Origin of the sequence: Synechococcus sp. L2F (assembly GCF_024345695.1) — a bacterium.
GTDB lineage: Bacteria > Cyanobacteriota > Cyanobacteriia > PCC-6307 > Cyanobiaceae > MW101C3.
The window spans coordinates 156,159-171,582 of sequence record NZ_JAGQBP010000003.1 but is presented as its reverse complement, the minus strand read 5'-3'; the positions used below and the strand labels follow the sequence as shown (position 1 = coordinate 171,582).

The window sequence follows — 15,424 nt, the reverse complement described above, 5'->3', positions numbered from 1 at the left end:
TTCTCAATCGGTGGGCGGCAGGGGCGCGAGACGATCGAAGGCCAGCCGGGCGGCGCCGAGCCGGCCCGCCCCGTTGCCGAGGGCACAACGGCGCAGACGCAGGCCCTCGCGGCTCTCCGGCATCACCCGTTGCTCCACCTCCCGCCAGACCGCCGGCAGGAAGTGGTGGCTGGCGCCGCTCAGGCCACCGCCGAGCAGCACCAGCTCAGGCGTGAGCACATAGAGCAGGGAGCTGAGGCCCGTGCCCAGCAGCTGGCCGTAGCGGTCCCACACCGCCAGGGCATCGGCCTCACCCGCGTCGGCACGGCGGCAGAGCTCGCGGGGCGCCAGCAGCGACAGGCGCCGCAGGCCATTGATGCTGCAGAACTGTTCCAGCGAGCCCCGGTTGCCGCTGTGGCAGTCGGGACCCTGCGGATCCACGCCGATCAGCCCCGGCTCGGCCGCCGCCCCGTGGGGCCCGGTGAACAGCTGGCCGCCCAGCAGCACCCCGCCCCCGACGCCGGTGCCAAGGGTCAGCAGCAGCACGTGGTCCTCGCCGCGCGCCGCGCCGCACCAGGCCTCGCCCAGCAGGGCGCAGTTGCCATCGTTGGCCAGCACCAGCGGCCGATCGAGTCGGGCCTCCAGCCAGTCGGCCAGCGGCACCCGGCGCCAGCCCGGCAGGTTGATGGCGATGCGCGCAACGCGACCGGACGCATCGACCGGGCCGGGCACGCCCACGCCCACAACGGCCGCCTGCCGCTCTGGGTCGAGCTGCTCGATCGCCGCGGCGATCGCCATGGACACGGCGCCGGGCATCGGTGGCTGGGGGGTGGGCAGCTCCAGCTCTGCCAGGGCCTGGCCCTTGCGGTCAACGCGGGCCAGCTTGATGGCCGTACCGCCGAGATCCACCCCGATGGCCTGATCTGCCGCGGAGGCTGCCGGCAGGGGAGAGGGCCGCGGAGCCGTGCAGGCCAGGCTTAGGGCGGAAGCCTCGAGCGCGCTGGCAGCCATGGCGGACGTTGAGGCCTTGGATGGGGCGTCGGCCATGGGCGGGGACGATCAGAACCGGAAGAAGAATTGCAGCTGGGTTTGCCAGCGACCTTCCGCATCCACCGATCCCTGCAGGCCGTAGGTGTCGTTGACCTGATAGCGCAGGGTGAACTGGGGGGGGATGTCGCTGCGGTTCGGTGCCGCCAGCATCGAGAGGTTGATCCGATCGGTAAGGTCCAGGCCGAAATCGGTGGCCAGCACCAGCTGGGAGGGCACCCGCCCGTTGCCCCTGTTGGGGTTCTGGCTGTCGGTTGGCACCACGTAGCTGGGGTAGATCGCGAAGCTCACCCGCTGGCCGAGCGCATCGGTGAGCGTGCTCACCAGGGGTGAGAGCAACGACTGGCCCAGCACAGTGGCCAGGGCCGCGCCCGCATTGCCCCCGGTGAGGCCCGCCAGCGAATTGCCACCGATCAAGGCCACCAGCCGCTCCTGGGACAGCGGCGGATTGCTGCGCAGCTCCAGTGATTCACCGATCCGGTCGGCCGGACCGCTGATCTTCATCACCACCCGCACCAGATTGAGCTGGTCCAGCGGGGTGAAGCCGCCGCGCAGGTCCTGTTCAGTCACGAAGCCCGGGCTGCGGCCCACCTCCAGGCTGTTCGACACCCGGGTGCGCAGGGCGATGTCGAGGAAGGGCACCAGGCCCAGCGACGGGGTGAACACCGCCACGTTGGGCGCATCGGGATCGAGCGTGAAGGTGGTGGTGAACAGCGTCAGGCGGCCGCCCCTAAGACGCACCACACCGCGGGCCTGCAGGCTGCTGTCGATCGGCCCGTTGAGGGTGAGCAGACCAGTGGTGCGGAAGGCCGCCACCGGGGGCATCACCACCTCCAGATCAGGGCCAAGGTTCAGGCGCAGATCCTCCAGCTTGAAATAGGAAAGATCGGGCACCGAGCTGCGCAGCGCCTCTCCCGAACCCGTGTCCACACCTGCCCCCATCAGCACCAGCGGCTGCTGGAAGTCCCAGTTCGACTCCAGCAGGGTCTGCATCGCCACCGGCCTCACGGCCACTGTCTTGCCTTCGCCGCCCTCGATCTGCTCCGACTGGGCTAATTGCCCGGGCTGCACGTTGAGCTTGCCGCGGCTGACATTCACCTCTCCGCCCACCAGCGGCCGCAGCAGGGTGCCGGTGACGGTGAGCAAGGCATCGGTCTGGGCGTTGAGGCGCGGCACGCTCAGGCGGGCGGTGGTGAGTTCCACCTGCAGCGGCTTCTCCTCCGGCAACGGGGTGAACAGCCGCAGGCTGCCGGCGGCCTTGATCGCCCCCTTCTGCCCCACCTGGCCGCTGAACTCCTGCACCAGTAGCTGCTCAAAGTCGAACAGCACGGTGGCTTCCAGCCTGGTCACCTCCTGACCGGCCAGCAGCAGCTCGCCGCCTCGGACGCGCAGGAAGCCGTTGGCGGAGGGGTCGTCGAGGCTGCCGCGCACCAGCAGCTCCAGATCGGCGCTGCCCCTACGCCAGAGCAGTTGCTTGCCGCCCAGGGCCGTGAGGAAGCGCAGGCCATCGCCGCGGCTGGAGAGCCGCAACCGCAGGCCGTCGCTGGCGGGATCCAGCGGCACCCGCGCGCTCAGATCCACGCTGTCGGCGGCACTATCACCACGCAGGGAGGCCTGGGCCGACACAGCGGCTTCATCGAGGCTCACCTGGGCGTTCTCCAGCACCAGCGGCATGCCGTTGAGCGAGCCGTCGCGCAGGGCCACCCGGGTGGTGAACTGTGGCTCCGGTGCGGACCCAGGCCGGCCCGCGCCACCGATCCGGAAGCGGCCTTCCAGATCGATCGTGCCGCGCAGCCCATTGGGAACCGGCGTGATCAGGGCCAGCAGCCCCAGCGAAAGACCTTCCAGCGCGAACTGGCCCAGGCCGGGTCCGAGCGGCCCCTGCAGCCGCACCACGAAGGGCTCCAGCTGCAGGGCCTGATCGCGGTCGTCGCCCTTCAGCCACAGGTGACCCTTGGCGTTGAGGGTCAGCCTGAGCGCGGCGAGGTTGGGTCCGGCCAGGGTGCCGTCGAGATCCACCAGGCCGCGCAGCAGATCGGTGCGGAACTTCGGCCTGGGCGCCATGCCGGCCTGGGCGGAGTCCTCGAGCCGGGCGCGAGCCGCCGCCAGAGCTGCCAGTTGATCGGCCACGGTGCCGCCCAGGGTGTCGATCGCCAGCACACCCAGATCGCTGGCGCGTCCCTGGGGCGGACCCACCACCCCGCCGGTGCGGGCGCGGAGCTGAAGCACCTGCTCGAAGAAGGCGCTGGTGAGCGAACGGCCTTCAAAGGCGAGCTGGAGCGGGCCACCGCCACTGCCGGAGGCCCGCAGGTTGAGCTGGCCACCGCTGAGCGGATCGACCCGGCCACGGAGCCGGTAGCGGCCCTGGCGGAGGTCACCTTCGGCCACCAGCTCGCGGGCGAGCAGCCCCAGCAGCGCCGGGCGCTCCACCTGCACCCGGCCGTTCATCGTGAGCGGCGCCAGGCCCACCACCCCTTGACCGCTCAGCAGCCCCTGCAGCGGCTCGCGGCGGCCTCCTCGGGTGGTCTCTAGGCGCAGGCCGTTGAGGGGCAGGCCGCGGGCCTGCCAGCGGTACTGCTCCCGGCTGCCATTGAGCGCGAGCGTGCCCCCCTGGCGCTGCAGGCTCACCTGCCGCGGCAACCAGGAGGTATCGAGGCCGGCGGTAAGCGTGCCGGGCAGGGCGGTGCCGGTGGAGCGCATGCTCAGCTGGCTGCCGCTGCCGGCCGCCACCAGCCGCCCGGTCCAGCGTTCCCGCAGCTGCAGCGGACCGCTGCCCAGGTCGGCCACTTCCAGGCGCAGGTCGGGCCGCAAGGCCGCCAGCGGACCGCGCAGGCTGCCGCGGGCCCCCAGCGTGCCGAACAGGCGGACTCCCACCAGCGGACTGAGGCGCTGCAGGGGATAGGCGGGCAGGTCGAGCAGCAGGTCAAGATCACCCGCCACCAGCCCGCGGCGGTTCTGCCAGCGCAGCGGCAGGCGCCCCTGGGCGGTCAAGCCCGGCGCCGTCAAGTCGTCGAGACGCAGCAGCCCGTCCCTCCAGCCCAGCTGCGCGATGGTGGCGCCCAGCACCGACCGACCCTCCACGCTCACACCGGCCGGAGCCCGCAGCACGGCCGTGAGCGTGTTGGGCACGGCAGGACGGCCACCCGCCCTAGCGGAGGCGGCACGGGCCAGCAGGTCGAGGTTCAGCAGCGGGCGGCCCTGGCGGGCCAGCGAGCCCTGCAGGCGTGGGGCCAGCAGCGTTCCCGACGACTCCAGCTCCAGCGACAGCGGCTCCTGACGGCCCAGCAGCGAGCCCAGCCAGGGGGCGGCGCTCCAGAGGCTGGGGTGCAGCGAGCCCGACCGACTGCGCACCGCCAGCCTGGGCCAGAGCGCACCGTCGGCCACCAGCTGGGAACGGCCGGACGTCAGCTGTAAACGCCGCAAGTCCACTGCCAGGGAACGGCGCCGGTCCACCTGCAGATCGGCGCTGAGCGCCAGCGGTGCCGGACTGGTGGGCATGCCTTTGCCGAGCGGTACCCGGCCGGTGAGCTGCACTCTTGGTTGCAGCCAGGGCCCCTGAACCTGCAGTTGCAGGCGATCGCCGCGACGGGGATCTTCAGCACCGCCGGTGAGGGCGAAGGAACGGCCCGGCACCAGCGAACCAGCGGCGCTGCCGCGCCAGTTGGCCATGCTCCAGCGCATGGGATCGAGGCTGATCTGGTCGTCGCGGCAGCGCAGCTGGGCGCTGTCGGCTTGCCAGGGGGCGGGCAGCTGGGGGTCCTGCAGCTGCAGTCCGCCCAGGCGCAAGTTGCCGCTACAGCGGAAGCGACCGGCTTGCTGCGGCAGTGTCAGCGACAACGACAGGCGGCCATCGGCGCGACCGCTGAGATGGCGCCCGCCGGCACCCCCTGGCCGCGCGAAACCGATGCCGGCCGGCAACAGGCCCGCCAGGGGCTCGAGCTGCACCTGCCGCAGCCGCAGCGCCAGTTCAAGCTCGCGGCGGTCCCACTGGAAGCGGCCCTCGGCGCGCAGGCGGCCGGCAGCAGCGCCAACGGCTTGCCTCAGCCCGTCGCCGGCTGCAGGCCGTCCGGCGAGAGCCGCCGGCTCAGGCTTGCGGGGCAGGCGTTGCGATCCGTTGAGGCGCCAGTTCACCAGGCGCTTCTGCAGGTTCACCGCCACCGAGCCCCGCAGCCGCAGGTGGAGCCCCGCCGGGGCAATGGTGACCGGCGTGGAATCGGCGAGGTGCACGTTCAGGTTCAGCCGCGGCGGCTGTCGGCCGGCGACGGTGCCGCCGAACACCCAGTACTGGCCGGCGGCATTGCGGACGAGATCCATCTCGGCGCCCCTCGCCGTGAGCTGGAGGGTGGGGGTCCAGGTCTGCAGGCTTCCCAACGGATCCAGCCCCACAGTGAGGGAGCGCACCTTCACACTTGACCCGTCATTGGGGCCGGGGCTGAAGCGGCTGGCGCCGATCGCCATGCCCCAGGGCCGCAGCCCGTCGTAGGGGCCGAGTTCAAGGGGATGACCCAGGGCGCGGGTCAACTGACGTTCAAGGTCCGGGCGCCAGCGGTCGTAGAGGCTGCGGCCGATGTGATCGGCGCCGAACCAGCCCGTGCCCACCAGGCCTGCACCGAGCACTGTGGCCACCACCAATGGACGGCGCCGTCGCCGCCGGCCCACGGCCTCTGCCACGGCCCCTGCATTGCGCTCAGCGTCGTCCCCCATCGGCTCGCTTCTATCACCGCCTGAGGTGGCCGCAATATATAAGTTGAATCCCCTGCCGCCCAGCCCCCATGCCTGCCGATCCGATCCTGCTCAAAGCCGGGCAGTGGCTCGCGGGGGCGAGCGCGGTGCTGGCCGTGGCGACCCTGGTGGGGTTCATCTCCAGCTGGGGGATCCGCTTCCGGCTGGTGGGGGTCACCAGCTTCACTGTGCTGCTGTCACTCTCCTGCTGGGCCTTCGCGATCAGCTACAACCCCCGTGAGAAGGTCGAAGGGGCGGTGAACGCTCCGATCGTGTTCGACAACGGCACCAACCTGGTGGTGGCCACCGCCGGCGCCGATCTGAGCCCAGCCTCCTACGGGCCCACCGTGGAGCAGGTGGCCCGCAACCTGCGCGGCAGTGGCCGCATCACCACCGACGGCAGCGTGCATGTGCGCCTGCGGCGTGTGGAAACGGTGGCACCAGGCGTGAGCCGGCCCGTGGTGCTGGCGGAAGCCACCCGCGGCCGCGATGGAACCGTGGTGGTGATCAAGCCCTGAACGTCCCCGCCCCCATGTATCCCCTGCCCCAGCACTTCCATCTGGAGCAGGAGCAACTCCAGGCCGCCGGCGTGCGGGAGTGGGCCAGCCTGGCCCGGCTCCAGGACGGGGCCCTGCGCCAGTTGGCGAGACAGGGGGCTTCCGAACAGCGGCTGACGCGTCTGCGCGGCCAGGCAAGGCTGATTGAGGCGCTCGCCCTCGACGCCGGTGACGCGGCCCTGTTGCTCCATGCCGGCATTGCCACAGCCACCGCTCTGGCGGAATGCTCACCGGAACGGTTGCAGGTGCAGCTCACCCGGCTGGAGCGGGCCCTGCGGCCAGGAGCTCTTGCCAGAATCGACCGTGACACCGTGCGCGGCTGGATCCTTCGGGCCCGCAAGGCATCCAGTCGCTCCCCAAACTGACCCGCCGCGCCCCTGCCCCACCCTCCATCTCACTGGAATGGGAGCACTCCCTCCTTGGTCTTGCATTGATTTACACCCGTCGCTGGGGAGACACCAGCCATGCGCTCTGCTCCCTCACAGCCGCACTCGCATCGTTCGCCGTACTGGCAGCCGCTCCAGCCGGTGCCGCTTCCGCCCTGCTCGAATCGGTCAAACAGAATCCGCAGGTGGCCCAGAACCTCTGCAGTCAGTTGCGTGCCCTCAATGCCCAGGGCGTCCGCTCCAGTTCCCCCCAGGCTGTAGCGATGGTGGCCCAGAGCCGCAACGTCAGCACCCAGGACGCCGAAGTGCTGACGACTTACGTGGTGGGCCTCTACTGCCCAGACGTGCGCTGAGCCGCACCGGTGCCTGACGCCCTGCCGGTGGAGTCCAGCGACACCTGGATGCCCTGCGCCGATGGGGTGAAGCTGGCCAGCCGCGTCTGGAAACCGAGCACGCCTGGGCGCTGGCCGGTTTTGCTGGTGCGCCAGCCCTATGGCCGGGCCATCGCCTCCACCATCACCGCCGCCCATCCCCACTGGTATGCCCAGCAGGGCTATGCGGTGGTGGTGCAGGACGTGCGCGGTCGGGGCGATTCGGCCGGCCAGTTCGAAGGATTCGCCCAGGAGGCCCTGGATGGGGCCACCGCGGTGCAATGGGCGCGCAGCCTGCCGTTCGCCGATGGCAAGGTGGGCACCTACGGCTTTTCCTATCAGGGCCTCACCCAGGTGCTGGGCAGCGCAGACATGGCGCCACCGGATGCCATGGCCCCGGCCATGACCGGCCTCGATGAACGGCTTCACTGGGCTAGCGACGGGGGCGCACACCGCTGGGCGCTGGGGCTGGGCTGGGCACTGCAACTGGCCGCAGAAACCGTGCGCCGCCGCGGTGACCGCGACGCCTGGCAGGCGATCCGCCGCAGCCTGGAGAGCGGGCAGTTCCTGATGGAGGGGATGGCGCTGCTGGAGCGCCACGACCCCAACGGCATGGGGCTCGGCTGGCTGCACCTTGATCCCCGGGAACCGCACGGCTGGCGTTGCCACCACCCTCCGCCGGCCCTGCTGCGCCAGCCCATGCTGCTGATCGGCGGCTGGCTCGACCCACATCTTTGCGGCGTGCTTGACCTGCTTGAACGCAGTCGGGCTTGCGGCGGCTCAGCGAAACTGCTGGTGGGTCCCTGGACCCATCTGAACTGGAACGGCGGAATTGATCAGCTGCAGCTGGCCTTCTTCGACCGGCATCTGCGTGGCCGTGAGCCCACCAAGATGCCGGCTGCCTGCGCACTAGGCGACCTCACCAGCGGGGCCTGGGTCCCTGCCCCGGCCGCTCCTCATCCTTCCCTGGTGTGGGGCCTACGCAGCGGCGGGCTGGCGGCGATCAATGCAAATGAGGGGCAGCTCACAGAGGCCGGGAAGGGGGGTGGTGCGGTGTGGCTGGTGCACGACCCCTGGCGGCCCTGCCCCGGCCGTGGTGGCCATCTGGCCCTGGAGGCCGGCCTGGTGGAGAGGGGCGACATCGACCAGCGCAGCGATGTGGCCTGTTTCACCTCGGCGCCTCTCCCGCAGGATGTGCAGCTGTGCGGCAGGCCAGAGCTGGTGGTGGATCTGGCCGCCGATCAGCTCGGCCACGACCTGTGTGGGGCGCTTTCGGTGGTGCGCGCCGGTGGCAGTCAGGTGCTGCAGCTTTGCACAGGGGTGAGTCGCTGGCTCGGCCACGATGCCCTGACCGTGCAACGACGCCGGCTGCAGTTCCAGCCCCTGCTGGCCACGCTTCGCGCCGGCGAATGCCTGCGCCTGTCTTTGGCGGCGGCGGCATGGCCGCAGATCGCCGTCAATCCCGGCGATGGCTATCACCCCAGGGGCCTCACAGGTCCCGACCATCGGGTGATCACCCTCCAGTTCAGTCTCCAAGAGGCGCAGTTGCACCTCAAGCCGCTCACGTCGGCGAAACTTTGCTGATCCCAACCCTCTGACTGCCATGGTTCTACGTTCAGCCCTTCTGGCTGCGGCCCTGTTGGCCGGCTTCTCGGGGCCGGCGGCACTGGCCACTACCAGCCTCTCCCAGGCCGACGCCAAGCGTGCAGCAGAAAACCTGCTCACGGCCATCGGCCAGAGGAACAGCCAGGCGATCTACGAGCAGCTGGCTCCGGAGTTGCGCCAATCCACGACCGTTGAAAAGGTCAATCAGCGCCTGCAGGGCCAGGAAAGGATTCTCGGCAGCAAGGTGCTCGAGGTTGTGAGTGGGGTGGACGACAGCACGGTGGAAGCGGAGCTGACCACCCCCAGCGGCGCAAAGAAGATCGTGTTGGTGGTCGACGAACGGGGCCGGTTACTGGCCTGGGAGTGGGAGCGCAGCAGCACACCAATCCGTCAGATCGCCAGCAGCTTCGTTACCGCAGTGAGCCGTGGCGAAGTGGTGACGGCACGGAGCATGCTGTCGCTGGAGCTGCAGCAGCAGATCTCCGCGCAGGAACTCACAAACCGCTGGCAGAACCTGGAGAAACGCACCGGCCCCTTCCAGCGGGTGCGCGGCACCCTGGTGGCCAGTCAGGGTGGTGACCAGCAGCTGGTGCTCGTCACCACCCAGTTCAGTCGTCTCACCGACAACCTGTTCGTGATCCTCGATTCCGCCGGCCACATCATCGGCATCGATTTCCCCACCACCCCGCCGCGCTGAGGCGGCGGAGCAGGTGGGCGGCCTAAGCTCCCGGCTCGCCCGCATGTGCGCCCATGGCTCCCGCCAGCCTCGACTGGATGGTCCAAGACGGTCAGAAACTCGAAGAGTGCCGTCACGACCATCCGTTTGCGGTGCTGGGGCCCCAACCTCTCGGCGATCACTGGGTGGTGCGGGCCTGGATGCCCGAGGCCGAACGGGTGGAACTGCGTCTCAATGGCCAGTCGCTGGCGATGGAGTGCCCCCATCACCGCTGGCTGTTCGAAGCGGAACTGGATCACGATCCCGCCCAGAATTACCAGTTGTGGGTGCGACGCGCAGGTATCGAGCACCAGCAGCACGACCCATGGGCCTTCCGTGAAGAGTGGATGGGCGAGCTCGATCGCCATCTCTTCGCCGAAGGCAACCACCACCACATCTGGCGGCGGCTTGGAGCCCATGTGTGCGAGCGCAATGGTGTGACGGGCGTGCAGTTCGCCCTGTGGGCTCCCAATGCCCTCACGGTGGCGATGCTGGGCGATTTCAACGGTTGGGATGGCCGCCACCATCCGATGCAGCTGCGCCTCGGTGGCATCTGGGAGCTGTTCATCCCCGGGCTGATGCCGGGAACGATCTACAAATACGAAGTCCGCAATCAACACGGGCACTGCTATCAGAAGGCCGATCCCTACGGCTTCCAGCACGAGGTGCGACCGCAGCAGGGGTCGGTGGTGGCGCAGTTGGGCCAGTACCGCTGGTCCGACCAGGGCTGGCTGGCCGAGCGCGACAGCCGCGATCCGCTGGAGCAGCCGATCGCCGTCTACGAGATGCATCTGGGCAGCTGGATGCACGCGGCCATGGATCAACCGTTCATTGAGCCTGATGGCACGCCCCGGCCTCCGGTGGCCGCCGCTGATCTCAAGCCAGGCGCCAGGCTGCTCACCTATCCGGAACTGGCCGACCGCCTGATCCCCTATGTGAAAGCACGCGGCTTCACCCACATCGAGCTGCTGCCGATCGCCGAGCATCCGTTCGATGGCTCCTGGGGGTATCAAGTCACCGGCTTCTATGCCCCCACCAGCCGCTTCGGTTCCCCGGATGAGTTCCGTGCCTTCGTGGACCGCTGCCACGCCGAAGGCATCGGCGTGCTGCTCGACTGGGTGCCGGGCCACTTCCCCAAGGACAGCCATGGCCTGGCCTTCTTCGATGGCTGCCACCTCTACGAGCACGCCGATTCACGCATCGGTGAGCACAAGGAATGGGGCACGCTGATCTTCAACTACAGCCGCAACGAAGTGCGCAACTTCCTGGTGGCCAATCTTGTGTATTGGTTCGAGGAGTTCCACATCGATGGCATCCGGGTGGATGCTGTGGCGTCCATGCTCTACCGCGATTATCTCCGCCCGGATGGAGAGTGGCTGCCGAACGAATACGGCGGCAGGGAAAATCTCGAGGCCGTGCGCTTCCTGCAGCAGGCCAATGCGGTGCTTTTCCATCATTTCCCGGGGGCGCTGTCGATCGCCGAAGAATCCACCACCTGGCCCATGGTCACCAAGCCCACCGAAATCGGTGGCCTGGGCTTCAACTTGAAGTGGAACATGGGCTGGATGCACGACATGCTCGATTACTTCGAGCTGGATCATTGGTTCCGCCAGTTCCATCAGAACAACATCAGCTTCTCGATCTGGTATCACTACACCGAGAACTTCATGCTGGCCCTCAGCCATGATGAAGTGGTGCACGGCAAGAGCAGCCTGCTGCACAAGATGCCCGGCGACGATTGGCTTAAGTTCGCCAACGTGCGCGCCCTTCTCGCCTACATGTGGACCCACCCGGGCAAGAAGACCATCTTCATGGGGATGGAATTCGGCCAGCGCTCCGAATGGAACGTGTGGGGCGATCTGCAGTGGGATCTGCTCCAGTACGACGCCCACAAAGGCCTGCTGGCCATGGTTGACGACCTCAACCGCTTCTACCGCGAAGAGCCAGCGCTCTGGCGCGACGACTTCGTGGAATACGGCTTCCAGTGGATCGACTGCAGCGACAACCGCCACTCTGTGATCAGCTTCATGCGCCGAGAGAGCACTACTGGGCGCTGGCTGGTGGTGGTGGCCAACTTCACCCCGCAGAGTCATTCCCACTACCGGGTGGGGGTGCCGCTCGAGGGCTACTACAGCGAGGTGTTCAACACCGACAGCAGCCGTTACGGCGGCAGCAACCTCGGCAATCTCGGTGGCAAGTTCACCGATACCTGCCCCATGCACGGCTACGAGCAATCCATCAACCTCTGCCTTCCGCCCCTCAGCGTGCTGGTGCTGCAGCGCGATGAAGCCCGCAGCCAGGCCCTGTGTGACGAATCCACCGAAGCCGGCCGGCTGGTCGGGTAGGTTCGCCGCTGGCATTCCCTCCCTCCATGGCCGAAACCCTGCCCCTGCTGCTGCGCGCTGCCCGAGGCGAGCAGGTGGAGAGGCCGCCGGTCTGGATGATGCGGCAGGCCGGCCGTTATATGAAGGTCTACCGCGACCTGCGTGACCGCCACCCCGGCTTCCGGGAACGCTCGGAGATCCCCGACCTCTCCTACGAGATCTCGATGCAGCCGTTTGAGGCCTTCGCGCCCGACGGTGTGATCCTGTTCTCCGACATCCTCACGCCGCTGCCGGGTATCGGCATCGACTTCGACATCATTGAGAGCAAGGGGCCGATCATTGATCCGCCGATCCGCAGCCAGGCCCAGGTGGATGCCCTGCGGCCGCTGGAACCCGCCGCCACCCTCCCCTTCGTGGGCGAGGTGCTGGGCAGGCTGCGCCAGAGCGTGGGCAACCAGGCGGCCGTGCTCGGCTTCGTGGGCGCACCCTGGACCCTTGCCGCCTATGCGGTGGAAGGCAAGAGCAGCAAGAACTACGCCGTGATCAAGGCGATGGCGTTCCAGGAGCCGGCGCTGCTGCATCAGCTGCTGGGCCACCTGGCCGATTCGATCGCCACCTACGTGAGCTACCAGATCGAAAGCGGCGCCCAGGTGGTGCAGCTGTTCGATTCCTGGGCCGGTCAGCTCAGCCCGATCGACTACGACACCTTCGCCGCTCCTTACCAGAAGCGCGTGGTGGACCAGGTGAAGGCGAAGCACCCGGACACCCCGCTGATCCTTTACATCTCCGGCAGCGCCGGCGTGCTGGAGCGCATGGCCACCACCGGCGTGGATTTCATCTCCCTCGACTGGACCGTGGACATGGCCGACGGCTGCGCCCGTCTGCCCCAGCACCTCGGGGTGCAGGGCAACGTGGATCCCGGCCTGCTGTTCGGCACGCCTGAGGCGATCCGCGCCCGCATCGTCGACACGGTGCTCAAGGCGCGCGGCCGCCGTCACATCCTCAACCTGGGGCACGGCATCCTGCCCGGCACCCCCGAAGACAACGCCCGCGTGTTCTTCGAAGCCGGCAAGTCGGTGAATGAGTGGATCGGGGCGGCTGTTTGAGCAGTTCCGCATCGCCCGGCCCGCGCCAGCGGGTGCTGATCACCGGCGCCAGCGGCTGCGTCGGACAGACGATCGCTGAACAGCTCTACCGCGAAAGCGACGTGGAGCTGCTGCTCTGGCTGCGCGATCCCGCCAAGCTCACCGCCCTGCCGGCCGACGATCCGCGCATCACCCTGCTGGTGGGCGACCTGCGCGATCAGGAGCCCCATGCCGAGGCGATCGCCTCCGCTGACCGCATCATCCACACCGCCACCGCCTGGGGCGATCCCGAGCGGGCCCAGCAGGTGAATGTGGTGGCGGTGAAGGAGTTGCTGGGCCGCACCGATCCCGAACGGCTGCAGCAGGTGATCTATTTCTCCACCGCCAGCATCCTGGATCGCAACCTGCAGCTGCTGCCGGAAGCGCAGGCCTACGGCACCGAGTACATCCAGACCAAGGCCCTGTGCCTGCAGCAGCTGGAGCAGCACCCGCTGGCGGAGCGGATCGTGGCCGTGTTCCCCACGCTGGTGTTCGGCGGCTCGGTGCAGCCGGGTGATCGCTTCCCCACCAGCTACCTCACCGCCGGTCTGCAGGAGGGGGTGCGCTGGTTGTGGCTGGCGCGCTGGTTGAGGGCGGAGGCCAGCTTCCACTTCATTCATGCCGTGGACATCAGCCGGGTGTGCGTCCACCTGTGCCTGCAGCCGCACCAGCCCAACAGCGAACCCGGCCAGGGGCCGGTGCGGCGCCTGGTGCTGGGTCAGCCCGCCGTCACGGTGGATGGGGCGATCACCAGCCTGTGCCGCTGGCGCCAGTGTTGGCGGCCGCCGTTCGGCCTGGCCCTGAGCGGCTGGCTGATCGAAGCCCTGATCAAGGTGCTGCCGATCGAGGTGAACGCCTGGGATCGCTTCAGCATCCGTCAGCGCCACTTCATCCACAGCCCGGTCAGCCCGCCGGAACGGTTCGGCCTGGTGAGCCATGCCCCCACCCTGGAGCGGGTGTTCGACGCCGCTGGCCTGCCCCATCGCGGCGCGGTGGGCTGAAGGCTGGGCCGCCACACCGGTTGACGGCAGCCCACCTCAGCTGGCGCCACGCGCCGCTTGCGTAACGAGATTGTTTCGATCCTCCCGCGTGCTGCAGCGCCGCGTGGGGACGAGACCCTAACTTCTTCTCGTTGCACGCCTTTCGATGCGCCGTCTGCTGTCATTTGTTGCCCTTGCCCTGGCGCTTCTGCTGGGTTCCGCGTCTCCTTCGTTCGCCGCGGATGTCGCCCATGGCGGCCAGGTGTTCTCCGCTAACTGCGCGGCTTGCCACATGGGCGGCGGCAACGTCGTGAACGCCGAGCGCACACTCAAGAAAGAAGCCCTCGAGGCCTACCTGGCCAACTACAACGAAGGCCACGAATCGGCCATCGCCTACCAGGTCACCAACGGCAAGAACGCCATGCCCGCCTTCGGCGGCAAGCTCACCGAAGCTGACATTGCTGATGTGGCCGCCTACATCGAGCAGAAGTCCTCGGAAGGCTGGTCCTGAGCTCTGCTTCCGCTCGCGCTGTCAGGCTCGAGCCCCTCAAGGCTTTGATCTTCACGGCCCATCCCTGAGCCTGGCCTGAGGCTCCATCTGCCATCCGCCTCTTCACCGGGGCGGATTTTCTTTGTGAGCGCGCGGGAGCCTGGGCGGATCAGCCGGTAGGGCAATGCCGTCCGGCGATCCGCCGCTCAGCCAGCTGCCGTGAGCTTCCTGTGCTGGTGTTCGAGGGGCAGCGCACCCGCGCCATGCCTGCCACGCGTCGACACAGCCAGACCAGCGCCTTGAGGCACGGCCTTCAGCCCAGCGGTTTCAGACGAGGCTTCAGCCCAGCTGCTTGCGGCGGGCCAGCACGGCCAGATACAGGTCTTCCGGTACATCGCGGATGTCGTACTCGCTGGGCAACACGCCGTGGGCATGCCGGTGCACCACCAGCCAGCAGTTGCGCTCCGGATCCCTGGCGGTGGCATCGAACAGCCGCGATTCTTCCGCCAGCCGGCTCACCAGCTCGTCGGTCGGGATGGAATCAGGGGGCAGGGCTGTCATCGGCGGGCGCACCATCCATGGCCTGGCCAACGAGACTAGGCAGGCGCCCCCCTACCTCCATGGCCATGAGTCCCGCAGCCCCGCCGCTTCGCCAGCCGGGGGGCCACAGCGTTCTCAACAGGCGCTGCAAGCGCCATGTCTTCGTCTGCCGGGCGGCGCTTGCCTTCACCACGGCGGCGACCCTCACCACCGCCCTGCTCGGGCCAGCGGCGGGTCCTGCCCGCGCCCAGACCCAGTCTCCCAACCAGCCGGAGGCGATCGGCCCCTCCACAGCGCCGCTGAAGGCCTGCCCCCGGCTGCCGCCCACCCCTGATTCCAACCTGCAGCCGCTGCAGCTCAAACCCGAGCAGGTGGCAGGCAAGAACGGCATGGGCTGCCTCTCCGCGGCCGATGCCGTCTATGGGCCCGATGGCTGCCCCGTGCGCCGTTGCACCAGGACGGAGAGTCTGCGCCGGATGCAGTTCCCGCTTCCCGCCGCCACAGGGCCGTGATCGCGGGCGCCATGGGGGGTTTTCTGTGGGTATCGGTTCGGTGCTCCCTCTGAGCCCAGCGCAGAAGTGATT

General features: G+C 68.7%; 13 protein-coding genes. 10 read left to right on the top strand and 3 right to left on the bottom strand.

What is annotated here, in order from left to right:
- Positions 1-3 precede the first annotated feature (3 nt).
- Together KBZ19_RS09975 and KBZ19_RS09970 are read right to left on the bottom strand one after the other, a co-directional pair.
- Positions 4-1,026 (bottom strand): ROK family protein, encoded by a 1,023-nt coding sequence (locus KBZ19_RS09975; RefSeq protein WP_255100831.1) that lies wholly within the window; start codon positions 1,024-1,026, stop codon positions 4-6.
- Between the two features lie 12 nt (positions 1,027-1,038).
- A complete protein-coding gene (locus tag KBZ19_RS09970) occupies positions 1,039-5,730 on the bottom strand; it encodes a translocation/assembly module TamB domain-containing protein (RefSeq protein WP_255100830.1) in 4,692 nt (1,563 codons plus the stop codon).
- A 68-nt stretch (positions 5,731-5,798) separates the two neighbouring features.
- Here KBZ19_RS09970 and KBZ19_RS09965 point away from each other — a divergent pair, with 68 nt between their 5' ends.
- The 9 genes from KBZ19_RS09965 to KBZ19_RS09925 all read left to right on the top strand — a co-directional run bounded on the left by KBZ19_RS09965 (position 5,799) and on the right by KBZ19_RS09925 (position 14,321).
- Entirely contained in the window at positions 5,799-6,266 is a 468-nt protein-coding gene (locus tag KBZ19_RS09965) for a Ycf51 family protein (protein WP_255100829.1), read from the top strand.
- A 14-nt stretch (positions 6,267-6,280) separates the two neighbouring features.
- Positions 6,281-6,670, top strand: a complete 390-nt coding sequence (locus tag KBZ19_RS09960) for a DUF4332 domain-containing protein (RefSeq protein ID WP_255100828.1) — start codon at positions 6,281-6,283, stop codon at positions 6,668-6,670.
- 65 nt (positions 6,671-6,735) lie between these two features.
- Entirely contained in the window at positions 6,736-7,044 is a 309-nt protein-coding gene (locus KBZ19_RS09955) for a hypothetical protein (RefSeq protein ID WP_255100827.1), read from the top strand.
- A gap of 9 nt (positions 7,045-7,053) precedes the next feature.
- Positions 7,054-8,646 (top strand): CocE/NonD family hydrolase, encoded by a 1,593-nt coding sequence (locus tag KBZ19_RS09950; RefSeq protein ID WP_315856347.1) that lies wholly within the window; start codon positions 7,054-7,056, stop codon positions 8,644-8,646.
- Between the two features lie 19 nt (positions 8,647-8,665).
- A complete protein-coding gene (locus tag KBZ19_RS09945) occupies positions 8,666-9,364 on the top strand; it encodes a DUF3887 domain-containing protein (RefSeq protein ID WP_094512918.1) in 699 nt (232 codons plus the stop codon).
- Positions 9,365-9,417: 53 nt separating this feature from the next.
- Positions 9,418-11,727: a 1,4-alpha-glucan branching protein GlgB gene (gene glgB, locus KBZ19_RS09940; protein WP_255100826.1), complete on the top strand. Its 2,310-nt coding sequence runs from the start codon at positions 9,418-9,420 to the stop codon at positions 11,725-11,727.
- Positions 11,728-11,753: 26 nt separating this feature from the next.
- Positions 11,754-12,812, top strand: a complete 1,059-nt coding sequence (gene hemE, locus KBZ19_RS09935; protein WP_255100825.1) for a uroporphyrinogen decarboxylase — start codon at positions 11,754-11,756, stop codon at positions 12,810-12,812.
- Positions 12,809-13,831, top strand: a complete 1,023-nt coding sequence (locus KBZ19_RS09930) for an NAD(P)-dependent oxidoreductase (RefSeq protein WP_255100824.1) — start codon at positions 12,809-12,811, stop codon at positions 13,829-13,831. The genes hemE and KBZ19_RS09930 overlap by 4 nt, the downstream gene beginning before the upstream one ends.
- 145 nt (positions 13,832-13,976) lie before the next feature.
- Positions 13,977-14,321 (top strand): c-type cytochrome, encoded by a 345-nt coding sequence (locus KBZ19_RS09925; protein ID WP_094512922.1) that lies wholly within the window; start codon positions 13,977-13,979, stop codon positions 14,319-14,321.
- Between the two features lie 318 nt (positions 14,322-14,639).
- On the opposite strand, the gene KBZ19_RS09920 is transcribed toward KBZ19_RS09925, so the two are convergent.
- A complete protein-coding gene (locus KBZ19_RS09920) occupies positions 14,640-14,861 on the bottom strand; it encodes a hypothetical protein (protein WP_255100823.1) in 222 nt (73 codons plus the stop codon).
- A 65-nt stretch (positions 14,862-14,926) separates the two neighbouring features.
- On the opposite strand from KBZ19_RS09920, the gene KBZ19_RS09915 reads away from it, so the two are divergent.
- On the top strand, positions 14,927-15,352 hold the full coding sequence (locus KBZ19_RS09915) for a hypothetical protein (RefSeq protein WP_255100822.1): 426 nt from the start codon (positions 14,927-14,929) through the stop codon (positions 15,350-15,352).
- Positions 15,353-15,424 lie beyond the last annotated feature (72 nt).